This is a genomic window from uncultured Anaerobiospirillum sp. (genome assembly GCF_902485895.1).
GTDB lineage: Bacteria > Pseudomonadota > Gammaproteobacteria > Enterobacterales > Succinivibrionaceae > Anaerobiospirillum > Anaerobiospirillum succiniciproducens.
Map to the genome: position 1 here is coordinate 26,768 of NZ_CABTML010000007.1, position 25,679 is coordinate 52,446.

Sequence of the window (25,679 nt, forward strand, 5' to 3'; positions counted from 1 at the left end):
ACGACGCGCCAGATACACACGCACTAATCTGGCGCGTGTTTAACTAACGCACGACGTAAGCATGATGCTGCACAGGCACTGCACAGGCATCCACTGCTAGGCAAATGATGGTTTAAAATTATCAGAGCTAATAGCAGAAAGTTTCCAAAATCCAAGCAGAGCAATAGAGCGTGAGCAAGACTCAAGTTTAAGAACACTGCTTGGTATCTTAGTGAACTAGAACCTAAGTTTTAGGCATGGTTCATAAGTTTTAAACGTTTGATTGTTAGGTAAACATTGCACAGACAAGGAGTCTATATGCCCAAAGCTTTTAATGGAGAACCCGGGAAGTTCTTTATCCCACTGCTAGGATCTCTCGTGGCATTTGGACCAATGTCCATTGACATGTACTTACCTGCGCTCCCAACCATTACGCAAGATTTAGGAGCCACTCAAGCGCAGATTCAGCATTCTCTCTCTGCATTCTTCTCTGGCTTCTGCCTGTCCATGCTCATCTACGGTCCACTTTCAGATGTAATTGGCAGACGCAAGCTGTTGATTGTAGGACTGATGATCTTCGTTATTTCATCAGTTTTCTTAGCTTTTGCTCCTAACGCTGAGCTGTTCATTTTCCTCCGCTTTACCCAGGCGTTCGGATCTGCAGCAGCCATTGTTATGGCACGAGCGATCGCCAGAGACGCGTATCACCCATCGACGTTGCCAAAAGTAATGTCGCTCATGACCTTAGTCACGATGATAGCGCCTCTACTTGCACCAGTGTTAGGTGGCTATCTACTGTATTTCTTTGGCTGGCGCTCCATTTTCTATGCGCTCTCGATTATAGGATTCATAGCTTTTACCATCATCATCTTCGTTCTTCCTGAGACTGTAAAAGAGCAAGATGGTAATGCATCGATCTTCAAGACGTCGATTAAGAATTACGCAACCTTGCTAACCTCCCCAGATGCCATGGGCATCATTGGTGTGTTTGCTTTCTCATTCGGCGCGATGTTCGCGTTTATCGCGGGCTCCCCGTTCGTTTACATTGAGTACTTTGGTATCCCAGATCACTACTACGGATTCTTATTTTTGCTCAATGTCGTCGGCATGATTGTGATGCTCCTTATCAACATGCGATTAATCAATCGCTTTAGTTTAAGGCAGATCATATTTTTCCAAACTACATTCCAGCTAGTAGCTGGAGCAGCATTGTTCATCTTGAATGAAACTAATGTCTACATCGTGGTTACTTGCGTAGTGCTGTTTATTTCGATGACCAATGCATTAGGCGCTAACTCCTTATCATTGTTGCTTGAACAACGCGGCAACATGGCTGGCAGTGCATCAGCACTGGCGATCTCGTCTCAATTTGCTGCTGGATGTTTATCGTCATATTTGGTTTCAGTATTCCAAGATGACAGCCCTTGGGCCATGACGCTCATGATGCTCATCTTCGCATCCCTGTCCTTTGGTCATCAATTCATGATTAAAAAGACCAAGACTAACGAAGAGGCATCAAGTTAACGCTGGTACACAAAGTTATCTTTGTTGGTCTGATTTAACGCAGGTACACAAAGTTATCTTTGTTGGTCTGATTTAACGCAGGTACACAAAGTTATCTTTGTTGGTCTGATTTGACGCAGGTACACAAAGTTATCTTTGTTGGTCTGATTTGACGCAGGTACACACAGTTAACGCGACACAAAGATTTAAAGACCGATGAGCCTAATAAGCTCAATCGTTACATGTAAAAGATTAATTAGCTTGTTTCTTAGCTGTAGTAAGTAAGCTCCCTTGAGGATTGATATCAAAATGGAAAAACTGTTAAAGAACCCTGCTTTACTGCAAAAGCAAGGCTTTATCAATGGTCAGTTTGTGGACTCATCTTCTAAAGCAGTTTTTGCTGTAACCGACCCTTCTAGCGGCAACGTTGTAGCTGAAGTTGCAGACATGACTGTTGAAGATACCTACAAAGCTATTGCCGATGCGCAAGTTGCATTTGAGTCCTGGAAGACCACCACAGCTAAGAGCCGTGCCCAGATCTTAAGAAAGTGGTTTGAGCTCATTAACGAGAACATCGACGATCTGGCAACCATATTATCTGTTGAACAAGGTAAGGGTCATACTGAGGCTAAAGGCGAGATCGCTTATGGTAATTCATTCATTGAATGGTTTGCTGAAGAAGGCAAGCGCATCAATGGCATTACCATGCAGTCTCCGCTTAGCACTACCCGTATGAGCTCCATTAAGCAGCCAATCGGTGTAGTTGCTGCTATTACTCCATGGAACTTTCCTAATGCCATGATTACCCGCAAGGTGGCCCCAGCATTAGCAGCTGGTTGCACCATCGTGCTTAAGCCTGCTGATGAAACCCCATTATCTGCACTAGCTTTAGCATATTTAGGTAAGCAAGCTGGTATTCCTGACGGTGTCTTTAGCGTCATTCCATCTAAAGATGCAGTTGGCACTGGCAAGGCCATGTGCGAAAGCCCAATTGTTAAGAAACTTACCTTCACTGGCTCCACTCGTGTTGGCAAGATCTTAATGCAGCAATGTGCTGACACGGTTAAGAAGCTCTCCTTAGAACTCGGTGGTAATGCTCCATTTATCGTCTTTGATGATGCTGATTTAGACGATGCAATTGATGGCTTAATGATCGCTAAGTACCGTAACGCTGGTCAGACTTGCGTATGCGCTAACCGTATCTTCGTACAAGAGGGTGTATATGACGCTTTTGCCAAGAAACTATCTGAACGTGTAGCTACCTTAAAGATCGGCGCATGGAACGAGCCAGGCGTACAGATTGGCCCGCTCATTAACGCCAATGCTCTGTCTAAGGTTGAAGATCACGTAAGCAATGCTAAAGACAACGGTGGTTGTGTTTTAACTGGTGGTAAGGGCCATGAAAAGGGTGCTCTTTTCTATGAGCCAACCGTAATCACCGGCGTCACCAAGGACATGAAGGTCTTCTCAGAGGAAACCTTTGGCCCATTAGCCCCACTGTTCAAGTTTAAAGATGAAAAAGAAGCCATTGCTCTGGCAAATGACACCGAGTTTGGCTTAGCTGCTTACTTCTACAGCCGCGATATCGGTCGTATCGTACGCGTATCTGAGGCTTTAGAGAGCGGCATGGTTGGTGTAAACACCGGCCTTATCTCAAATGAGGTCGCACCTTTTGGCGGTATTAAGCAGTCTGGTTTAGGCCGTGAAGGTTCAGCTTATGGTATCGAAGAGTACTTAGAGATTAAGTACATATGCTTAGGTGCCATTGATAAGTAGGAGATTGTAATGCTTGACACTTCTGTCATTAATCAAATAGCCCGAGATCTGAACCAGGCCGAAAAGACCCGTGTCCAGATTCGCCAGATTTCAGCTCAGTACCCAGAGATCACCATTGAAGATGCTTATAGCATCCAGCGTGAATGGGTGCGTATCAAGACCGAAGAAGAAGGTCGCAAGATCATCGGCCACAAGATCGGTCTTACTTCTAAGGCAATGCAGCGCAGCTCCAACATTACTGAACCAGATTATGGTGCTCTGCTTTGCGACATGCTCTTTCACGATGGCGATACCATTCCAACTGATCGCTTCATCGTACCTCGCATCGAGGTAGAGCTGGCCTTTATTTTAGGCAAAGACTTAGAAGGCCCAAATTGCTCAATTTACGACGTTTACCGCGCCACTGAGTTTGTTCAGCCAGCTTTAGAGTTAATCGATGCTCGTTGTCCAAACACTGATCCAGAGACTGGTCGTACTCGTAAGGTATTCGACACCATCTCTGATAACGCTGCCAATGCCGGCGTAATCACAGGCGGTCGTTTAATTCGTCCAGAGGACTTAGACCTACGTTGGGTAAGTGCTCTGCTATATCGTAACGGTTCTATTGAAGAGTCAGGTGTTGCAGCAGCGGTTTTAAACCACCCTGCAACAGGTGTAGCTTGGCTTGCTAACAAACTTCACCCATATGGTGAGAAGTTAAAGGCTGGCGAGATCATTTTATCTGGCTCCTTCACTATCCCTATCCCTGCTAAGAAAGGCGATACCTTCTTCGTTGATTACGGCAACATGGGTACTGTTAAGTGCTACTTCGGCTAAGCCTCAGCACAAGCTAAAAGCAAAAGCTTAAAGCACAAAGCAAAAGCTTTAAGCGCTAGGCAAATGCAAAAGCATGAGGCACAAGCTCTCACTGCTTAGAGCAAAAGCTTAACGCACAAAGCAACAGCGCACACTGCTTGCAGCTCTAGCTTGAGGCTTGATTGAAACTTAGCTTAAGAGCAACAAGGCTGATGCATTTATCCGCAGCATTGGCCTTGGCTTAAAAGATCACATGGGCCCTAAGATACGAAGAGGCACACCAAGGCATTTGAATCAAAGTCAAATGCTCTAAGAGTGCTTTAGATGCGTCATATGAGCCAATGGGACGCATCAAAGTAGCAAAGGCAACTTTGCTATTGATTGAACAGACGCAAACTTAAGTTTGCATAGTACTCCACACCACAAGCGTTGCGGGTAGCAAAGACCGGCTTTGAGAGCTTTTAAACAAGATTAGTTGCAAAGCATCCTGCTAACCTTCCGCCCACTTTTCGGTGAAAACATGGAACTTTTCAAAAACACTTTTAAACACAACTTACAGCAGGGAAAGCTGCAGTTAGGCATGTGGCTAGGTTTAGCTAATTCCTATACTGCTGAGCTGCTTGCATGTACTGGCTATGACTTCCTGCTTATCGACGGCGAACATGCTCCTAATGATGTGCGTTCAGTTCTGCCGCAGTTACAGGCCATAGCACCATACAGCAGTGCTCCTGTGGTAAGACCAAATTACAACGATCCTGTACTTCTCAAGATGTACTTAGATATCGGTGCTCAGTCTTTCCTGATTCCGATGATTCAAAACAAAGAGCAAGCCATTGCTGCAGTAAGAGCCACTCGCTATCCACCTGATGGTATCCGTGGCGTAGGTTCAGCCCTAGCACGTGCCTCACGTTGGAATAACGTAGAGGGTTACTTACATAAAGCTAATGAAGAGATCTGCGTTTTAGTACAAGTTGAGACCAAAGAGGCTGTCGACAATCTAGATGAAATCTTATCAGTAGAAGGCGTAGACGGTGTTTTCATCGGACCTGCAGATCTCTCTGCTGACATGGGTTACATGGGTAATCCAAACCACGAACAAGTGGTTAAGACCATCGAAGAATGCGTCAAAAAGATTAAAAACGCAGGCAAGGCTCCAGGCATCTTAATGGCCAACGAGCAAATGGCTAAGCACTATATCGAACTTGGCGCTCTATTCGTAGCTGTTGGTGTTGATACCACTTTGTTATCAACAGCAGCCAAATCACTACTCTCTAAGTACAAGGATATTGAGCTTAAGACCGATAAAAACTCGGTTTACTAAGCAATACCATTAAATAGCAAATCGTAGCTAATACTTTCACATATAGAACAAGCTAAGCACATGGCAGCTAACACTGATATGTGCCTTACTCTTAAGTATCCCTCACTTTGCAATCTTGATATTTAAGAGCAGTACTCAAGCGCCATCTTTGCAGGCACTTAAGTTTAGCTTGTTGCTAAGAGGTTATCTTTGCTCGCCTTCTTAGCTAAGTTCACTTGTGAAAAGACCGTTCCTTTTAGTTTCTATCATCTGATGTCTGATGTTTGCTCCATCAGGCAACAGGAGAGATCTGCACTTTAAAAAAGTGATCTTCTTGGATTGTCTCGATCACTAAATGGCATTTATAAGCCATTGGGCAACGGTTTAAGCAGCAACTGGAACGACTGTGTTAGTACTTGGTTATTGAGATGCAAGTGCAACATTGAAAAGGCCCTACTAACAATGAGTTTAACAAAAGAAAATCCAGCTCAACAACATGAGCAATATAACGACGAGCAGAAGGCGGTTATCAAGAAGCTCTTTACCAGACTTATCTTGTTCTTATTCATCCTCTTCGTGTTCTCATTCTTAGACCGTATTAACATTGGCTTTGCGGCCTTAACCATGGGTGAAGACATTGGTATCGATGCAACTGCATTCGGTATGGCAATGACACTCTTCTATGTGACCTACCTTATCGGTGGTATCCCATCTAACGTTATTCTGTCCATCATGGGTGCAAGAAAATGGATTGCAATCATCATGGTGGCGTGGGGTTTTGCCTCTACAGCAACTATGTTTGCTCAAGGTCCAACCTCTCTGTACATCATTCGTATGATTGTGGGTATTACCGAAGCAGGCTTCTTACCTGGTATTCTTTTATACTTAACCTACTGGTTCCCATCATTCTTCCGCGCACGTGCTAATGCACTGTTCATTATCGCTATGCCATTTACTGCAGCTATTGGTTCTGCTGTCTCTGGCTTCTTACTGCAGATGGATGGTATCTGGGGATTAGCTGGTTGGCAGTGGCTCTTCTTCCTTGAAGGCTTCCCAGCTGTGATCTTAGGTGTCTTTGTATGGTACTACCTGTGCGATTCTCCAGATAAGGCTCAGTGGCTTAACGATCGCGAAAAGGAAGTGTTAAAGGACATGATCGAAAAAGATCGTCTGTCCTTAGTTCAGCCAGAAGGTCCAAAGTCTCACACTGCACTGCAGCATGAGAGCCGTTGGAAAGGTATCTTCACCGCTCCAGTTATTTTATACACTATTGCTTACTTCTGTCTGTGTAACTCTCTGTCAGCATCCAACGTTTGGGCTCCAATGATCATTAAGAACGTTGCTGGCGCAGACACCTCTAACACTATCATTGGTATACTGGCTGGTATTCCTCACCTTGCCACTATCTTGCTGATGTTAGTCTGGTCACGTAGTTCAGATAGTATGCAAGAGCGTAAATGGCATACATTCATCCCATATCTCATTGCGATGTCTGGATGGTTAATGTGTGCGGTGATGAATGACCCAACGTACCAATACGTCGGTATTATCATCGCAACTGCAGGCTCATTCACAGCGATGGTGCTCTTCTGGACTACCCCAGATCAGAACATCTCTGACAACGCCCGCGCAGTAGCAATTGCTATCATTAACTCTGTAGGTAATATTGGCTCTGGTATCGGCCCTCTTATCATCGGTATTCTCTTTGATAAGACTGGCACCTTCGAGTCAGGACTCATCTACATCTCAGCCTTGCTAATCATTGGTTCTATACTGATCTTATTCATCCCAATGACCCGCTCACGCCCACGTGCTACCCCATAGTAGCGACGTTTAGATAAGTACATGCCTAACGCATAATTTGGTAGGAGCAACAACTATGTAGCTCCTGCCAAATAAAAAGCAAGCGCCTTAAAATCATTGATGTTTATACAGCGCTTGCTAAAACGCGAGGAAGTACAGAGCAATTCCTTTCACCAAATAAGACTGTACTTAATACTACTCTAAACTGCCCTGTGCAGTTACTTATGCCAAGGTCTAAGCCTTGGCATAAGCTCATCACCAAATCAAAGATCTCCACCTCACCTCCTAATCGTAACGATCTGAATCTGTTAATTGCTCACGCTCCTCTTCTACACAAGCTCACATTAATACGAGCCGTCTAAAAAAGTTTAGAGCACAGCCTGATTGCCAGATACCAAAGATCACAAGCCACTACTTAGCAATTGAGTCTTAATGAAGATAGTTACATCAAGTAGCTGCTAATGTAAGCAAACATGCCACTCTTTGTGCTTTATAAAACAGTCGTACTTCACCTAAAAAGTGCAAAGAAGTAAAAGAGCAGTCATAACCTGATTAAGCTCGCATTTAGAGCATCTCAAACGGCTAAATTCCACGCAAATTTGTCGGCCTATATGCCTGCTTGATCACAAAAGCGTAAAGCAAATAGGCTATTGATAAATTTTCACCTCAAACCACTTAAATAAGGCTCTATGCTTATGTCTCACTAGCAAACATAAGGCATTTTGCTTGTTTATGGCAGCTCATTGAGCAATAGATAAGTACTCTTGCTATGTTTGTCTCATGCAAAGCTTAAATAACTTAGTTAGCTCTAATTTCTTAACAGCTAAGAAAGTTTGCCAAGAGAACTGCGACGAGCTTTGTAATAAAGCTTTAGCATCTGCTGCTCATGTAACTAGTTGCATGCTTATATGAATTGAGAGCAGTGATTAATAACGATTGATAACAAGAATAAGCCGTATCAAAAGGATGGAATCATGCGTAATATTGATGTTGCCAAGGACAAATTAACCGTCGGCACACTTGATGATATTAGCTATCAGACTTTCTCCCATATGGCTTCGTTCTACGGCCGCTTTATGGAGCCGCATCGTCATGAGGGCTACTATCAGCTCCACTATATCGATCATGGCTATATCAATCTCAACCTTGATGCGACCTTGAACTTAACTCCTAAAGTTCCTCTCATCATTCTTACACCGCCTTCATGCCCGCACGCCTTCTTCTCTACTAATGTAACTACTGGTCATGTGCTTACTGTTCGTGAAGGCATTCTCAACCCAATGATTGAGAATCTGTGTACCACTAACCCGCACTTAGTTAATCTCAAGGCCATGTGTCTGTCTTTTCCTGAAGGCGGTGAGGTCAATCAAAACCTCGACCATTTCTTCGATATCATCAAGACAGCTGCAGATAAGTCTAAAAAGTGCCAAGACATTGTACTTGCTCATGTAGTTCAGGCTATGTTTGCCTATATCTTTACTCATGACTCTTTTAAAGATGAGTTCACTGGCAATGGTTCTACCTGTGGTGATCTTTCATTATTCCAACAGTACGTACGCTTAATTGAGACTAACTACGCTAAGCAACTTACCGTATCAGACTATGCCAAGCTCATGGCCGTAACTGAGTCACGCCTTAAAGAAGTATGTCGTCGCTTCTCTTCAATTTCACCAAAGCGCATGATCTTTGAGCGTGTCTCTTTAGAGGCAAAACGTCGCTTAGTATATTCTGATACCCCAGTAACTAAGATCGCAGCAGAGCTGGGCTTTGATGACCCATCATACTTTGCTCGCTTCTTTGTTCGTTGCGTTGGCCAATCTCCAACTCAGTGGCGTAAACGCTCTCACAACATCCAACAGATGTATAGCGATATCTCCACGATAAATGATCCTGCTTTATCTGGCGAGCTAATCCCTGCCCCAGAAGGTCTTGCTCAGATCGCCACCCCTGCTCCCAAGCAAAAGACTCGCAAACCAAGATCAAGCAATACCAAGGCAGCTAAAAACGCCGCAGAAGATCCTGCCTAAAAACTCATAACATCCCCATCAAATAGAGCGCCATTGGAAAATAACTGCGCTCTATTTGCCTATCATCAGTGACATCCACACGACCAAGCGACACTTGATCCCACAAAGCCTCATTCTATATCTCGATTTCAATTGAGCACTTTGCAAAGTCGCTGCACTTGCCCTCCTTTAACAACCTATCTTTTTATGCTCAGCTTCTGAAAGAGAGCCTAGCTAAGCAATTAGTTGTAGCCATGATCTTGTATGCAATTACTGCAGCTGCGGTCGTCATCTACTAATAGTTTGGACGCTCTGTTAATTACAGTTAATTACTGATAATCACTGATAATTACTCCTGCCAAAAGTATCCACCCAGTGGCTAAGGACTTTTTTAGCATGTAAGATGATGCCGTCTGAAGTGCGGTTAATTGGCTTAAATATGTACTTTATCAGCAGATAGGAGCGCTTTTCTTAGCTTTAGGTGGTTCATTCAATTTCAACTTGAGATTTCTTGCGCTGTAAAGTGTAAAAAAGTGAATCCAGGCAAATTAGATGCGATAGAACTGGTACTTTTAGTCAAATTTGTACTTGCGGATAGTTGTAGATCACACTTTTTATTGAGGTGATAGTCAGAATAGTTGATGGAGTTTTTCAACAGGATGAAAAGTTGCGACAAGTTGCATGCCATGTTCAAAAATGGACATAACAAGTGATAAGAAATTATCGTCTTGTCATGTGGTTTTGTGACTTGGAATAAGCTTTTTTATGAGCTTTATGAGGGCCGATATTAGCTAACGAAAAGTACCGGTTGAAATGTCCATTTGTTAATTAAAAAGCCATGCCTCAGTTAATAGAATGACATCAACACGATAACCTTATTTCTAACGAGGCTCCATCTAATGGCTAAGTACGAAGATTTCCGCAAAGATACCAAGCGCCCTTTTAACAAAGAAGAACTGTTCGCATCTTTCAGAGATGGTCGTGAGATTTACGCTTACGGCAAGCGCGTAGACGACGTTACCACTCACCCAGCTTTCCGTAACTCCGCTGCTTCTATCGGCAAGATTTACGACGCCCTGCACGACCCAGCTCTCCATGACAAGCTCTGCTGGGAAACTGACACTGGTTCTGGTGGTTACACCCACAAGTTCTTCCGTTTTGCCCGCTCCTCACAAGAGTTAAAAGAGCAGCGCGATGCTATCGCTGAGTGGTCACGCTTATCCTATGGTTGGATGGGCCGTACCCCTGATTACAAGGCTGCATTCGGCAACGTATTAGGTGCATACCCTGAGTTCTACGGCCGTTTCGAGCAGAACGCACGTGACTGGTACAAGCGCATCCAAGAGAGCGTAATGTACTTCAACCACGCTATCGTTAACCCACCAATTGACCGTAACAAGCCAGTTAACGAGGTTAAGGATGTTTACATCAAGCTCGTCAAAGAGACTGATTCAGGCATCATTGTTTCCGGCGCTAAGGTAGTTGCTACCAACTCCGCCTTAACCCACTTCAACTTCATCGGCTTCGGTTCTGCCCAGGTTATGGGTGATGATCCTAACTTCGCTCTGATGTTCGTAGCTCCAATGGACGCAGAGGGTGTAAAGCTCATCTCACGTGCATCTTATGAGCTCGTAGCAGGTGTAACTGGTTCTCCATTTGACTACCCACTCTCATCACGTTTTGATGAGAACGACGCCATCTTAGTTCTTGATAACGTATTCATCCCATGGGAGAACGTGCTCATTTACAAGGACTTCGACCGTGCTCGTTCATGGACCATGGAAGGCGGTTTCGCTCGTCTGTTCCCATTCCAGGCTTGTACTCGTTTTGCAGTTAAGCTCGACTTCTTAGCTGGTCTTCTCCAGAAGTCCTTAGAGTGCACCGGTGTTGCAGACTTCCGTGGTGTACAGGCTGACTTAGGTGAAGTAGTTACCTGGCGTCACCTCTTCTGGGCCTTAACTGACGCAATGTGCGCTGAGGCTACTGAGTGGCGTGGTGGCTGCTGGATGCCAGACACTAAGTCCATCATGACTTACCGTGTAATGGCCCCAATGGCTTACTCCAAGATCAAGAACATCGTTGAGCGTAACTTAACCTCTGGTCTGGTTTACCTCCCATCATCTATCCGCGATATGGAGAACCCAGAGATCGAGAAGTACTTAGCTAAGTACGTACGTGGCTCTAACGGTATGGACTTCGAGGAGCGTATCAAGATCCTGAAGTTAATGTGGGATGCTATCGGTTCAGAGTTTGGCGGTCGTCATGAGCTCTATGAGATCAACTACACCGGCTCACAAGACGAAATCCGTATGCAGACTCTCCGTCAGGCTAAGGCCTCTGGCTGCATGAAGGAGATGACCGACCTCGTAGATCGTTGCTTAGCTGATTACGATCGCAAGGGCTGGACAACCCCAATCTACCACAACAACTGCGATCTCGTAAAAATCGGCGACCTCGTATAATTAGGGAAGAACTATGACTAACGACACCGAGAGCATGCGTCTTGAGTTTAGAAATGCAATGGCCAACCTGGCCGCTGCAGTAAACGTGGTCACCACCGATGGTGAAGCAGGTAAGTGCGGCATCACTGCAACTGCAGTAATGTCCATTACCGACACCCCTCCAACTGTATTAGTAGCTGTTAACAAGAAGTCTGAGATGAACTCAGCCTTCCAGGGCAATGGCAAGATGTGTATTAACGTCCTGTCTGACTCTCAAGAAGAAGTTGCAGCCCACTTTGCAGGCATGAAGGGCTCCACCATGGAAGAGCGTTTTGCCGACCCATCATGGGAAAGTGGCAAGCTTGGTCTGCCAGTTAACACCGGCGCGATCTCATCATTAGAAGGCGAGATCTGCAAGAGAGACGAGCTCGGTACCCACAATCTGTACTTTGTTGAGCTTAAGAACATCGTTGTCCGTGAAAAGGATGCTCTGATGTACTTTGCTCGCAAATTCAAGACTCTCTCTCGCGAGTAATTAGTCAAGATTGTCATCAAGAGTCAAGGATCGTCTTCAAGAGCCAAGGATCGCCATTAAGCGCTCAAACTCTTAGATGACGGACACCAACTATCAAGCAGTCGTTTTGCGGCTGCTTTGTTAGGTCTAGCATGAATACATGCAAATAGATCTAGTTTTAGATCAAGATTTGTTCTAACTATAAGATGCACTATGCCTAGATTGGCGACAGTTTTAATTTGCCATAGTTGCTGTTGCTCAGATGTGCATAGTGCACTTGTTTTAACTACCTCATTGGCCTTTTGCACTGGTGAAGACCAACACAGGTTCTCTAGCACCTGAATAACTCCATGGGACATCCATGCTAAAGGCCTTTTTCTCATCTAAAATAAGCTCCCTCTTATCAAGTAACGCCATCTTGCTACCCACAAAAAGACAAAGCCCTACTCTCTAATCCAAGTAATTTGCACGCTTATCCAAGAAATTGCCTAACTTACCCAAGCAATTGACTCACTAACCAAAGATAATTGCGCCAAGCGCCCGCCCCATAGATTGTGTTACTTAGCATTGCTATGCTCTTGATCCATTTTGGGCTGTCGTACTTATCGCTGTACGTGTATTAACGAAAGCAAGGCAGTGTGCTAATCTAAACTTGTTGCTCCAACACTATTAGTGCACACCAAGATGCAGCCTAGCCGAGCCATTAAGTTAAGCTAGAGTGCGCAAAGACTGTGGCTTTTTAGAAAACTTAGTTACTAGCCCAAAAGATTGAGGCTTGTTAGAAAACTTAGTTACAAGCAAAACAGTGTTTTAATAGCAGAGGATCGTCGGGGGATTAGGATGTATACACCCATCAGCATGCCGCGCAAACAAACCGTGGCGAATCTGGTTTTAGAACAGCCGTTCAAAAGCGATCTGGACTTTACCGATGTCAAACAAGGTAGAGAGTATCTTAATGCCTTAGACGAGCAGCTTGTTTCGTTCTTCAAGCAAGGCTTTGCTGTTGCCTCTTTGCTTGAATACCGCACTTTCTACATCGATCAGATGCTCATGCAGCTCTTTAAGCACTTTAAGCTTGATAAGGCTCATGACGTCACATTGATAGCTGTGGGTGGCTATGGCCGTGCCGAATTATTCTTAAGATCCGATATCGACTTACTCGTTGCTTCTGTAGAGCAGCCGACTGAAGAAATACAAGAGAACATCTCATCCTTCATCTCCCACTTGTGGGATCTGAAATTAGATATTGGCTCCTCTGTTCGTACTATTGAACAGACACTGCAAAACGTTAATGCAGATCTCACCATCTGCACCAACATGCTTGAGACACGTTTTCTGTGTGGCAATATCCATGTCTACAATGATCTGCTCACTACCATTAAGAACGACAGTACTTGGAACACCAAGCGCTTCTTCCACGCTAAAGTAGCCGAAGAGCTTGATCGTCACCACGCCTACAAAGACACCTCATATGCTCTAGAGCCGGATATTAAACACAATCCAGGTGGTATTCGTGATATCCATGTCATGCAATGGATCGCCAACTTCCACTTCCAGGCCAAAACTCCTGAGGATATGTTAGTCCTCGATTTTCTAAGCAAAGAAGAATACGAGGAGCTCATTGAGTCTCGTGAAGTTCTATATCAAGTACGTTATGCCCTGCATATCACACGCTTTAAAGATGACAATCGTTTAAGCCTTGATTGCCAGCCAAGCGTAGCCGAGTTATTAAACTACACTGGCACAAGCAATGAGCAAGTTGAGACTATGATGCGCGATCTATACCGTTCGCTGCGTCGTATTCGAGAGCTCAACTCTATGACCTTGCAGCTTGAGGTGCTGCGTATTACAGGTCATTTAGGTGATGACGAAACTCAATTTTTAAACAACGACTTTGTCCGTCGCGGCCCGCTTATTGATGTCACCGCACAAGATGTGTTTGAAAATGACAAGAGCAAGATGATTGAAGTGTTCTACCTCATGTATAAACATCCTGAGGTTGTCGGCTTACACGTCAATTGCTTACGTCTTTTAAGAAAAGCGCGTCGCTCTTTAACTAACTACTTAGTTGAAGTTCCAGAGTGCAGAGCGATCTTTAAAACGATTTTGCAGACTCCACAAGCTGCCGTTATCGCTTTTCCTTTGATGCATGAGCATCGTGTCTTATCTGCCTATATGCCATCTTGGGAAAAGATTGAAGGCCTCTGTCAGTTTGACATGTTCCACATGTACACCGTCGATGAGCACACTATTCGCGTGATTAAGAGCATCGACGCGATGAACAAGTCAGATGATCCGGCGCATGCTCTGTTTAAACATGTCTATGCACAGCTGAGCAATCCTGAGATCTTAGTAGTAGCAGCTTTAATGCACGACATCGCCAAAGGCCAAGGTGGTCACCATGCTCAGCTTGGTGCTGGAGAGTCCTTGTACTTCTGTCAGCTGCACCGCTATACACTCTATCAAACTCGTTTAGTCTCATGGCTCGTTTATAACCATCTGTTAATGTCGGCAACCGCACAGCGTCGCGACATCAATGATCCTCAGGTAGTTAATGAATTCACTAAGCGTGTACAAGATGAAGAGCACTTAAATCTCTTGTACTGCTTAACTGCAACCGATATCAGTGCCACTAACGATCGTGCCTGGAACTCATGGAAAGATCAGGTACTCAAGCAGCTGTACTTCTCTACCCGTCAGGCATTACGTCACGGTTTAGAAATGCCACATGACATTAAGCTGCATGCTGGCGAAAACCAACAGCTAGCGCTTAAGTACATGCGAGATCTGAACGAGCAAGATATCCGCACTTACTGGTCTTATTACAAGCACAGCTACTTTATCTACTACACTCCATTTGAACTTGCTTGGCATACACGCAACATTCTGCAGTTCGATGGTGAAAATAAACCGCTGATCCTTTTTGCTCAGCACGATAGTATGGGTACTGAAATACTTATCCATACTAAGGAAATGACTAAGCATTTTAACTTTGGCTATCTAGCGTATATTCTGGCTAAGAAAAAGCTCAATATTCAGGCGGCGCAGTTCATTCGCAACAAGCTCAATCATTCCTTGTGCACAGTTAAATTCCTGTCACAAAAAGGTGGTTGCATTGATAACGAACGCTTGCACTCCATTAGAAAGGCTCTGCTTGATGGTATTGGTGAAGAGCCTAATATCGATCAGCTTAATGCTCAGCAAAATAAGAATGCCAAGATCTTCAAACTCCCAACTCAGGTTAACTACATTGAAGATCATACTAATGAGGCTACTAACCTTGAGATCACCACGCTTGATCAGCCAGGTCTGCTAGCAAAAATTGGTATTACCTTTGGCCGCTTTGAGCTGTATGTTCGCTCTGCGCGAATTACCACTACAGGCGAGAGAGCCGACGACTTCTTCTCTGTTACCGATAGACAAGGTCGTCCTCTTAGCGAGCGCACAAAAGAAAAGCTTGCTAATGCTATTTGCGATGTTCTTGACCCTAAGCCTCTTGAAGAGGCTAAAGAGTCATCCAAATAATAGCTGCAGCACTAGCAGCCTCAGCAAAAGCACTAGCAGTAGTATCAATAGCTGCCGTAGCAAAGCTGTAGCCGCATCAGAAACCGTAGCAGCATCAGCAGCCCTATTAGCTTCACCGCCACGAAGCTCAAAACTCTTAGCCATCTTCAAACCTCAAGATCTTCTAGCTAGCAATCATGCTAGCTAGGGGATAAGACCAGTCCAACGCCAACTACACCAGCTTTTGCACTATGCAGGTGCAAAAATCATGTTTTTTGCACGCACTCATCAAACAATGCACCTTTGCAATGCACTTAGCACAATTTTGCCCTAACTTGATCCATAAATAACCGCAAAAGAGCTTTTTCCTGATAAATATGTATCGCTTTGGACATGTTTTCTTGACTGTTGTAGGCATTGGGCTAATATTGAGCCTCGATCGCAGCATCAAAAACTATCTAAAAGATGTTTGTTCACTATTAGCAAAACAATCTAGTAGCTTGTTGATTAATAACAGCAAAATTACCTTAGATAGCTCTTATTTTGATGCGGCATGATCTAAAGATATGGCAGCACCCCCTTGATCACTTCGTTTTAGCTTCCATGAAATCATGCTCAAGCGTGACCTGAAATCGAATTAAACTCTTGAGGAACCGAAGATGTCACAGCAACTTCAGACCATTATCGATAACGCTTTTGAAAACCGCGCCTCTATTACTATGGCTAATTGCGACGCTAACGTACGTGCAGCCGTAAACGACGTAATCGCTGGCCTTGACGATGGCTCATTACGCGTTGCAGAGAAGATCGATGGAGAGTGGGTAACCAATCAGTGGATCAAAAAGGCTGTGCTCTTATCTTTCAAACTCCAGGACAACGAGCTCACTCAGATTCCTGGCGGTGCATACTACGATAAGGTTCCTTTAAAGTTTGACGGTTACACCGCTGAGCGTTTTGCCGCTGAGCAGACCCGTGCTGTTCCTGGTGCTGTGGTTCGTCGTGGCGCTTTCTTAGAGCCAAACGTTGTGCTCATGCCTTCTTTTGTAAACATCGGTGCTCGCGTAGGTTCAGGCACCATGGTTGATACCTGGGCAACTGTAGGTTCATGCGCTCAGATCGGTAAGGGCGTTCACTTATCTGGTGGCGTAGGCATCGGTGGCGTTTTAGAGCCAGTTCAGGCTGGTCCTACCATCATTGAAGACAACTGCTTCATCGGCGCTCGTTCTGAGGTTGTTGAGGGCGTAGTTATCGGTGAGGGTTCCGTAATTTCTATGGGTGTATTCATTGGTCAGTCCACCCGTATTTACGACCGTACCACCGGCGAGATCATGTACGGTAAGGTTCCTCCATACTCAGTTGTAGTATCCGGTAGCCTCCCATCTAAGGATGGCAAGTACTCCTTATACGCAGCCGTTATCGTAAAGCGCGTAGACGAGAAGACCCGCTCTAAGATCGGTCTTAACGAGTTATTACGTGAGGCTGAGGCTGAGAAGTAATCAGCTACACACTCACTAAAGCTAGCACATGAACCTAAACTCATGTGCCCACTGCAGGCTAAGTACTTGTACTTAGCCTGCAGTGCTTTTAGCCCCAACCAAATAGCTGCCGCCACACCAAACCGCCACCACCTCCAAATCATGCACTACATTCCGTGCGCTTTGAAAAGCAGCACTCACTAAGCTGTCTTGGGTACGCTTAATGATTCGTAAGTGATCAGGATTAGAGATTAATCTTTGTTTGTGATCAACTTTAGATCAAAATGCCATTATTGAACTGCAAACTCAGCAAAACGACCCTATTTTGCTCAAGTCTCGATCATAATTGCCTTAAACTGGTTGTTATTAATGCCATCACAATCTGCGACAGTTAGCAGCATCTACTCAGTAACCTAAGTTGTAATTTGCGTAAGTCTTTGATGAAAAATGGGTTTATCATTATCTTGACAAATCGCAAATGCATGGGATTTAGCCATTAAATCAGGCTTTTAGATGCATATTAGGGACATTTCACAAACACAAAGGATGTTTAGCAACTTACTTGTCATTCAACTTGTGTTTTGACAAGCCTATTTACATCCTAGATATTACAACTTACTCTCATCACCGAGGCCATGTATAAGCCCTCTATTCGAGAAACTGTAGCTCAAATTCTTCAAAAGACTTGAGTATAGTCAAAGATAAAGCCCTTAAAAAAGCGATCCAACTGGTTTAAAATACGCCACAGTATTCAAATGCGCATTATTTGCGAGTAGAATATGAGGCGCTATGCGCCACGTGCGTATTAAACTTTGTTGCCTAAATAAGGTTTTCATACAATCAGAGCAGAGAGTCTGTCACATTGCTTTTAATGAGCTTTTGTCATAGCAGTATGTGATAACGACTAAGTATCAAGAGAGAATGTTTACGTGCCAGACTTTATCTATAAGTCATATAGCACTTCTTTTGTGCCATGCTCTAACTTACTAACTTAAACCAAAGTGCAACACCTACCGACCTGATGCTTAAAAAGCATAGGTGATAACAGTTTCGTATCTTGAAGCCTACTAGGCTACGTTAAACTCACTTAACTTCAGTGAGAAACGATAGAATCAAGCAACCATATAGTAATGCTTGGACCCATTAATTAGCTTCGGCCTCAGATTTAGGTAGAAAACATCAGTTTTTAATAAGCAATCTTTGCTAGCCTTTTCAAGGATCAAAGACCGAAGATGCACTAGGCAAGAGCCTTTCCTACTGCATTACTACTAGGAGCAATTATCATTATGGCCATTAGCAAAGCCAACTTAGGTGCAAAATCAGCTGCAACAGTTCGTAAATCAGCAGCTCCTGATGCTGGTAAGGCAGCACCAAGCACTGGCACTGGACGTTTGCCATCAATGCGCGAAATCCAAGAGCAAAAGCTTAAAGAGCGCCGCGACAAGCTCCAGGCTGCAACCGACAAGGTATTAGAGCAGCGTAAGCTTAAGGCTGAGCGTCAGGCAAAGCTTAAACAAGAGGCAGAGGCACGTCAGCGTCGCTCCATGATTACTTTCGTAATCGGTCTGTTCATCATGCTGACCTTGCTCATCTACTTCTTCCAGAACACTACTATGATCATCTTCAGCACACTGTTGATGTTCACTTTCTTCTTCTTAGGTATTGCCTATCAGCGTATGGTAATGCAGCTACTTGTGGTAGCTATTGCCTGTGTAGGCATTACGGCGGCTTTCTACACCATTATGAGCTCAATGTAAAAAGCCCCAAGCACCCTCTTTAGATGCCGCGCTCTGCGCGGCATCGTCGTTTTTGCTCCGACAAAAGCAACAAGCCACCTAGCTAAAGCACAAGCGCCTTCCACTGAACCATACGCTAAACAGCTTCCAAAGCCCCACAAAAGTTCACTCGCTCTCATAGATTTGTGCAGCTTAGCTTTGCTCAGTTTTGCAATGCTCAGATTCGCTTTTGCCTAGCCACAAATGCCCATGCCCTGCTCTTATCTTATGCCAACCATTTCATAGAGATAGATTTGTATCTCCTTTACTGCAGCACAATATGAATAGCGCTAGAGAGCTTGCTTAGTATTGATAGAGTATTTGGTTGAACATGCGGTGAGAGTTCTTGGATAGCTCTTGCTGTTTGATTGAGCGCCCTGAGTTAGAGCTTGAGAAAATGCGGCTTTGGTGGTTTTGCTAGATACAACATGCAGGCATAAAAAAAGCTCCTGAGGAGCTCTTCTTAATCTTGTGAAGTGGTGCCAAAGATGGGACTCGAACCCATACACTATCACTAGCGGCGGATTTTGAATCCGCTGCGTCTACCAATTCCGCCACTTTGGCTTCACGGGTGCTAATTATATTGATGTTAGTGAGTCTTTGCAAGCACTTTAACCGTCTCACTTGGGCGCTAGTGCTTAAAAACATAGCAGCAAAGCACGTATTTTTACGATACTCTGCTGCGCTTATTAACTTAAAGCATAGCTTAGCCTTCATAAACTTATCTTAGCTTGCAACTGCTTATAAGCATAGATTGACTTTCCTTCTCTAGACTTAGCTTTGCTATGCCTAGAGTGACGTGCCTTTTATCTACTTAGTTTTTGAAAGCTTAGTGTGAGCTTTTTGTCTTAGACCTTGCGATTTAAGAGGTAAAAAGCCAGTCCAATAAAGAATATGGATGGCAGGAGCACGCCAATTATAGGCGGTATACCAATGCTAACAATGAACGTCGGTAGCACCTGATTGGCAATGTAGTATGAAAAGCCTAAGGCCATGCCTAATAGAGCTCTTGCAGACAGAGCTACAGAGCGTAACGGGCCAAATACTGCTGAGGCTCCTAAAAGCATCATCACAATGACTATGACAGGCATCAAAAAGAGCATGTACATGGAGATGCGATAGCGGCTTGAATCAATATGATTATCATCTAGGTACTTAATATAGTCATAAAGCTCAATGACATTAAGCTCACCTTGTCTTAGATTAAACACCTCAAGACGCTCTGGATTAATGTACAGAGCCCACTTTTGCATAGTATCGTGTTGCTTTAATACACGCTTATCTTCGTAGTTAAAAACCTTAACGTCAAAAATATCCCAAGTGCCTTCTGAGGCATTGTAGATACCAGTTTTAGCTGTGGAGTAACGAGTAAGCTTGGTGCCCTCAAAGTCATAGCGTGAGAGCTGATGGATCGAACCATCGGACATAACGCGAGTGATAAATACAAAGCTATCACCCTCACGAATCCAAGTACCCCAACCAGTACGTGACAAACGACCCTCGGAACGAGCGCTATTAAAAGTGTTCTGCGCATATTGCTCAGCCTCAGGAATGACGGTCTGACTCATGCCACAGACTAACAGCACCAGAGGAATTACCATCTTGCCGGCTGAATGAACAATATCAATTCGAGATTTGCCCATGTTTTGTACGATCACAAGCTCTGAGCTTTTAGCCAGCATGCCAAGGCCAATAACCGTGCCTAGCAGCACCGATACGGGGAACATCATGACGAGCATGTTTGGCATTAAGAGCACGACGTACCACATTAAAAATACAAAATCGATATCGCCAGTACCAATATAACGTGACTTATCAATAAAAGTAATCAGAGCAGTTAAGATCATCAGCACCGTTAAGCACAAGAAGATCATCTGCAACACTGTCTTTCCAATGTAACGATCAATTGTGGTAAACATGCTTATTTGTCCTCACCATCTTTATCGCTACTCTTCTTAAAGGACATGCCTAAAACTGATCCTTTAATCTTGCTCTGATGGATATGCTTAAGATACGTCTTTGGCATATTGAGCGGCAGAGCTACACATATCATGAAAAGTACCGGTACTAAATATAAGCCAGGATACAGACCTAGATTCTCAGTCTTAATAAAGTTACGTACCGACAATAACAGTAAGTAGTAGGCTAAATAGATTAAGATTGCTGGCGCTAATCGAGCAAAACGCCCCTGTCTTGGGTTAACCATAGAAAGCGGTACAGCAATCAGGCACACAACTAAGGTGGTTAAGATTGGTGAAATACGCCACTGTGCCTCAAGATTAGCAATGCGTGAGTCACTGTTTAAAAGCTCAGTGGTGCTCATCATCGTAATCGCACGATACATCTTCACATCTTCAGTGACATTAGCTGAAACTGGAGCTTTAAACTCTTCAAAACGAGCTCTACGCATAGTGCCATCAGGCATATACTCGTAGCGTCTACCATTTTTAAGCTCTAGCCAGCGTACGCCATCTTCATCAAGCGCAATATGGCCCTCGTCGGCGGCAGTGATACTAGTAGTTGGACCACCCGCTCCTGCCATCTCAATGACATAGATGTTAGAGACATCTTTATCATCACGACCATTGTTATTTACGTCTTCTACATAGACGTTATATTTACCAAAGTTAACAAAGCGCCCGCTCTCAATTGGCAAAAACTCTGGATCAGTTAAAGCTTGTTTTTCAAGCGCATAAGCTGCAGTACTGGCTTGTGCTGATAATGTCAGCGAAATATAGCCTACAGCGCTAGCAGAGAGCACACCTAATAACAGCACCACCATCATAATGCGCTTTGATGAATAGCCTACGGCTTTCATTACTACCATTTCTGAGTCAGAGCAGATACGGCCTAAGGTAATAATCACAGCTGTATAGAGTGTCAGCGGGAACAAATAGGTCAAAAACTGTGGCATGGAATAAAACATGAACAGAGCAATGAGCCTTGGAGGGAGGGCTCCTACGGCTACTTCTGTCATCAGCTTTACTGCAGTCTGACCTGCAAAAGCCACGACGAGGACTAATAAAACCACAAACTGTGATTTTAAAATCTCCTTGAAGAGGTACTTGTCTAACTTATTCACGGTTCAATCCACAGAAAAATTCTTATTTAGAGTCACAGCAAGGGCTTAACACCGTTGCTTGCTCTGTTAAATTGTTTAGCTCATAGCCTAAGCCACTATGCTTAATTGCACTTTAAGCACTTTGGCAGGCTGTATAACAGTTTGCTTAATTACCTGGCCCTTGCTTGATTGACCACGTGGTGGCCTAAAGCATATTAGCGTCAGCTTTAAATCATATTAGCGTCAGCTTTAAAGCCCTTAAGCCATGATCTTATGAGAGCCTTTGGAGCTCGAGCTGGGATAAGAGGAGGACGATCCTCAATGTGTTTTAACAGCTCCATAGCCTCAAAGAGCCTATCAAGCTGCAGACGTTCTAAAACTGTTGCGCCACAGTAGTTAACTAATGGCAATTGCTCTACAGGAACATATGCCTTGTACTTGAGCACTTCTAAAATCAAAGTGCGCAAGAGTGACACTTGCTGCTGATTACTTAGTGCCTTAAGTGCACTCATAACCTCAACTTCATAAGCATCACCGCGAGTGACTGATTGCACTAAGGCGTTTACCACCTCAGTTGCCTTAAGATCGTCACCACTTAAGAGCATCTTCATTGCCGAAAGTGGAGCATTAGCGCTTAAAGCTAAGGCAATTGCCGCACGCTGCTGTGTAATTGGTGTATTTAAACCTGCGCACTGCTCTTTAGCTGCTTGCAATTGTGCATTGTACTCAGCCTCATCTCCATCAACACGGCGGATGATTGGAGGCACTTGATTAGATGGATTCATAAGGTAGGCAAAAGCCTGCTCAACAGGAACATCCTTAATCACCATCTTAGAGGCGCGAGAGAGAATGGTTGGCAATAAGACCTCAAGTGACTTAGTCAGCATGATGATGAGGCTATTCTTACTTGGCTCTTCAAAGGTCTTCAAGATAGCGTTAGCAGCACCCTCGCTCATCAGCTCAGCACCAGCAATAATTACTACCTTGTAATGAGAACCACCAACTGCAGACTCATTTAAAAAGCCTGTGATTTTACGCATGGTGTCAATGCGCATGGTACGGGCTTGTTTAATCTCAGGTCTTACAATCAAGCCAGACAGATCATGCGTAAAGTCATAGCCACTTGATTCTTCATCAGTGCTTGAGGTGTATGCCACCTTACAGTCCATATTAGTAAGACGTGCAAAGTTAGAGCACGATGGACAGCTATTACATGGGCCATGTTCAGATGGATGATGGCATAGGACGTATTTAGCCATTTCAAGAGCTAAAAGTTTGCCGCCAAGGCCCTCGTGACCAGCAATAATCACTGAGGATGGCATACGTCCAGCGCGAACTGAAGAGACAAACTGCCTGTAGTATGGTTCTAGCCATTCAAGAAGCATGTACTATCCTCATCTATTGAGTCAACGAAATCGAATGTCTATTAAAGTGGTGTTTGTTTTTTTGCCTACTTTGCTTTTATAAGATGGGCAAACTTCTTATCTAAAGCAGCGCGTACGGCATTAGCTACACTCGCCTCATCAGATGAGCCGTCGATAAGGTAAACCTCATCTGTATGCTTAGCAGCATAATCTCTAAAGCCCTGACGAATGCGAGTAAAGAACTCTTCGGCCTCTTGTTCAAAGCGATCGCGAGCAGAACGGCGTAATACGCGTTCCATGCCTAACTTAACGTCAACGTCCAAGAGTAAAGTTAAATCAGGCTTGAAGTTGCCAATGGCAATCTCTCTAAGCTTAGAGATAGTCTCTAAATCAAAGCCACGACCAGCGCCCTGATAGGCAACAGTTGATAAGTCAAAGCGATCAGAGATAACAATCTTGCCTTGCTCGAGCATTGGTTTAATCAAGGTGTTAACCAGCTGTGCACGGGAGGCATACATTAAGAGCAGTTCTGAGATAGAGCAGAGATCTTCTTCGTGCTCTTTAGTCAAAAGGATGGAGCGAATACGTTCAGCTATCTTAGTGCCACCAGGCTCTCTAGTACACACTACATCATAGCCAGCAGCTTGGAAGTACTCTTTGACCGTTGCTATTTGTGTGGTCTTACCTGACCCCTCGCCGCCTTCTAATGTAATAAACAGACCGCGCTGTACCTTGTTATCCAAACCAGACGAACTCATTACAACTACCTAAAATGTTGCCTTAAAGTCTTTATGAGTTAATAAAAGCCAAGCTAATCTAACTCATAACACCCACAAAATCACACATTTTACCTTGTTGTGAGACAACATTACAGCTAAGTGCAATCTAATTGTTAACTTATAGCAACTGCAATTGCCAAAACAGTGGAGAGGCTATAGAGAAAAGGCATTGATAAGAGCTATAGATGCAAGGATTCCATGCTCATTACTCTATGTAATTTGATAAATACAAAACAGCCTAGCGTATAGCTAGGCTGCTCAATTAACAATCAATGGTTACTTTAGTTACTATTGTGTAGCACCATTGCCAAGTTCAGCTGCAGCTTGTGCATCTGCCTCAGCCTGAGCTGCCTTTTCCTTGTAGTTTTTGACAGCTTTACGATACTGCGCCACAGCTCGATTGTGCTCTTGTAAGGTGGCAGAGAAGATATGACCTTCCTTTGGATCAGGACCACGTGCCACAAAGTACAGAGCATTGGTATTAGCTGGATTTAAGACCGCCTCAATTGATGCTGCTGAAGGCATAGCAATTGGGGTTGGAGGAAGACCCGCGCGAGTGTAAGTGTTATAAGGAGTGTCCTTGCGCAATTGAGATAAGCGCAATGGGCCTCTAAAGTCAGGACTTACGCCATACATAACCGCTGGATCAGTTTGCAGACGAATACCCTTTTTAAGACGGTTGACAAAAACACCTGCGATTAATGGCAGCTCGCTTTCAATGGAGCTCTCTCTTTCGACTAATGAAGCTAAAATAAGTACATGGTATGGAGTAGGAGCAATGCTATCGATCTCCATATTGCGCTCGATATAGCGGTCACGCATGTACTCAGCCATCTTAACTAATGACTTAGCCACTAATTGCACTGAGGTAGTTTTGCCTGGCTCATACTCATAAGTTGCTGGCATCAAAAGACCCTCTAAAGAGTCATGAGTGCCACCAATTGCCTGCAGCAAGGTTTCATCAGATGCGCTTCTAACTAAGATTACTTTGATAAATTCAGATGGCTTGTTAAGGATCAAATCTAACTCAGGATCTTGAGCAACATCCTCACGTGCTTGAAGACGGCGCTTAATCATGGACAGATTCATGCCCTCAATCATAGACAGAGTTGGCAGCTGTACCTTGATGACATTGCCATCGCGCATATCAGCAAGCAGCTGTGGCAGAGTTTTAACACCATCAACGGCGTACTCACCGCGCTGTATTACTGGATAGCTAAAGCGATTAATCTTGACCCAAGCGTTCAGGATATATGGATTAAAATCTTTACCAGCAAGCTCACGCACTACAGAGTTTAAAGTAGCTCCCTCTTTGAGCACATACGGCTCAGCCATTGCAGCAACTTGATAGGAGTTAACCTTAGTAACCTGATCATAGGCCCAATAAGCAGCACCTGCAGCTGCTGCAATGAGCATTAAAAAGACAATTAGAAGCTTACTAAGAATGCCCATGCCTTGTTTCTTTCCTTGAGGGATGTGAGGGCTTTGATCGCGCTCTCTTGCTTTGAGTCTTCTGTACTCTTGCACGGCCTGTTCGCGTGCTTTAAGCATAGCCTCACGCTGCTCTCTTTGATCCATTCAATCCACCGTTGAGGTAAGTGTTG

Annotated in this window: 16 protein-coding genes and 1 tRNA gene; 11 read left to right on the plus strand and 6 right to left on the minus strand. The window is 44.2% G+C overall.

What is annotated here, in order from left to right:
* The first annotated feature begins 297 nt into the window (after positions 1-297).
* The 11 genes from RDO37_RS00475 to RDO37_RS00525 all read left to right on the plus strand — a co-directional run bounded on the left by RDO37_RS00475 (position 298) and on the right by RDO37_RS00525 (position 18,853).
* The gene (locus tag RDO37_RS00475; RefSeq protein WP_308497738.1) at positions 298-1,503 is read left to right on the plus strand and encodes a Bcr/CflA family multidrug efflux MFS transporter; all 1,206 of its coding nucleotides are present in this window, start codon (positions 298-300) and stop codon (positions 1,501-1,503) included.
* 288 nt (positions 1,504-1,791) lie between these two features.
* Positions 1,792-3,258 (plus strand): NAD-dependent succinate-semialdehyde dehydrogenase, encoded by a 1,467-nt coding sequence (locus tag RDO37_RS00480; RefSeq protein ID WP_308497739.1) that lies wholly within the window; start codon positions 1,792-1,794, stop codon positions 3,256-3,258.
* 9 nt (positions 3,259-3,267) lie between these two features.
* Positions 3,268-4,074 carry a 2-oxo-hept-4-ene-1,7-dioate hydratase gene (gene hpaH / locus RDO37_RS00485; RefSeq protein ID WP_027939216.1) on the plus strand — a complete coding sequence of 269 codons (807 nt, stop codon included), beginning with the start codon at positions 3,268-3,270 and terminating at the stop codon, positions 4,072-4,074.
* 499 nt (positions 4,075-4,573) lie between these two features.
* Entirely contained in the window at positions 4,574-5,374 is an 801-nt protein-coding gene (hpaI, locus tag RDO37_RS00490; RefSeq protein ID WP_308497740.1) for a 4-hydroxy-2-oxoheptanedioate aldolase, read from the plus strand.
* 441 nt (positions 5,375-5,815) lie between these two features.
* Positions 5,816-7,177 carry a 4-hydroxyphenylacetate permease gene (hpaX, locus tag RDO37_RS00495; protein WP_308497741.1) on the plus strand — a complete coding sequence of 454 codons (1,362 nt, stop codon included), beginning with the start codon at positions 5,816-5,818 and terminating at the stop codon, positions 7,175-7,177.
* A gap of 953 nt (positions 7,178-8,130) precedes the next feature.
* Positions 8,131-9,183: a helix-turn-helix domain-containing protein gene (locus RDO37_RS00500; protein ID WP_308497742.1), complete on the plus strand. Its 1,053-nt coding sequence runs from the start codon at positions 8,131-8,133 to the stop codon at positions 9,181-9,183.
* Positions 9,184-10,061: 878 nt separating this feature from the next.
* A complete protein-coding gene (hpaB, locus tag RDO37_RS00505) occupies positions 10,062-11,624 on the plus strand; it encodes a 4-hydroxyphenylacetate 3-monooxygenase, oxygenase component (RefSeq protein WP_027939213.1) in 1,563 nt (520 codons plus the stop codon).
* A 13-nt stretch (positions 11,625-11,637) separates the two neighbouring features.
* Entirely contained in the window at positions 11,638-12,138 is a 501-nt protein-coding gene (gene hpaC, locus RDO37_RS00510; protein WP_281709501.1) for a 4-hydroxyphenylacetate 3-monooxygenase, reductase component, read from the plus strand.
* Positions 12,139-12,993: 855 nt separating this feature from the next.
* A complete protein-coding gene (gene glnD / locus RDO37_RS00515) occupies positions 12,994-15,642 on the plus strand; it encodes a [protein-PII] uridylyltransferase (RefSeq protein ID WP_308497743.1) in 2,649 nt (882 codons plus the stop codon).
* Between the two features lie 638 nt (positions 15,643-16,280).
* Positions 16,281-17,117: a 2,3,4,5-tetrahydropyridine-2,6-dicarboxylate N-succinyltransferase gene (gene dapD, locus RDO37_RS00520; protein WP_027939211.1), complete on the plus strand. Its 837-nt coding sequence runs from the start codon at positions 16,281-16,283 to the stop codon at positions 17,115-17,117.
* A gap of 1,265 nt (positions 17,118-18,382) precedes the next feature.
* Entirely contained in the window at positions 18,383-18,853 is a 471-nt protein-coding gene (locus tag RDO37_RS00525; RefSeq protein WP_027939210.1) for a hypothetical protein, read from the plus strand.
* Between the two features lie 495 nt (positions 18,854-19,348).
* On the opposite strand, the gene RDO37_RS00530 is transcribed toward RDO37_RS00525, so the two are convergent.
* The 6 genes from RDO37_RS00530 to mltG all read right to left on the minus strand — a co-directional run bounded on the left by RDO37_RS00530 (position 19,349) and on the right by mltG (position 25,653).
* Positions 19,349-19,435: transfer RNA gene (locus RDO37_RS00530), tRNA-Leu, on the minus strand.
* Positions 19,436-19,719: 284 nt separating this feature from the next.
* The gene (gene lptG / locus RDO37_RS00535) at positions 19,720-20,790 is read right to left on the minus strand and encodes an LPS export ABC transporter permease LptG (RefSeq protein WP_308497744.1); all 1,071 of its coding nucleotides are present in this window, start codon (positions 20,788-20,790) and stop codon (positions 19,720-19,722) included.
* 2 nt (positions 20,791-20,792) lie between these two features.
* Entirely contained in the window at positions 20,793-21,953 is a 1,161-nt protein-coding gene (gene lptF / locus RDO37_RS00540; RefSeq protein WP_308497745.1) for an LPS export ABC transporter permease LptF, read from the minus strand.
* Between the two features lie 206 nt (positions 21,954-22,159).
* Positions 22,160-23,317 (minus strand): hypothetical protein, encoded by a 1,158-nt coding sequence (locus tag RDO37_RS00545; protein WP_308497746.1) that lies wholly within the window; start codon positions 23,315-23,317, stop codon positions 22,160-22,162.
* Between the two features lie 65 nt (positions 23,318-23,382).
* Entirely contained in the window at positions 23,383-24,054 is a 672-nt protein-coding gene (gene tmk, locus RDO37_RS00550) for a dTMP kinase (RefSeq protein ID WP_308497747.1), read from the minus strand.
* A 309-nt stretch (positions 24,055-24,363) separates the two neighbouring features.
* Positions 24,364-25,653 carry an endolytic transglycosylase MltG gene (mltG, locus tag RDO37_RS00555; protein WP_308497748.1) on the minus strand — a complete coding sequence of 430 codons (1,290 nt, stop codon included), beginning with the start codon at positions 25,651-25,653 and terminating at the stop codon, positions 24,364-24,366.
* Positions 25,654-25,679: the final 26 nt, after the last annotated feature.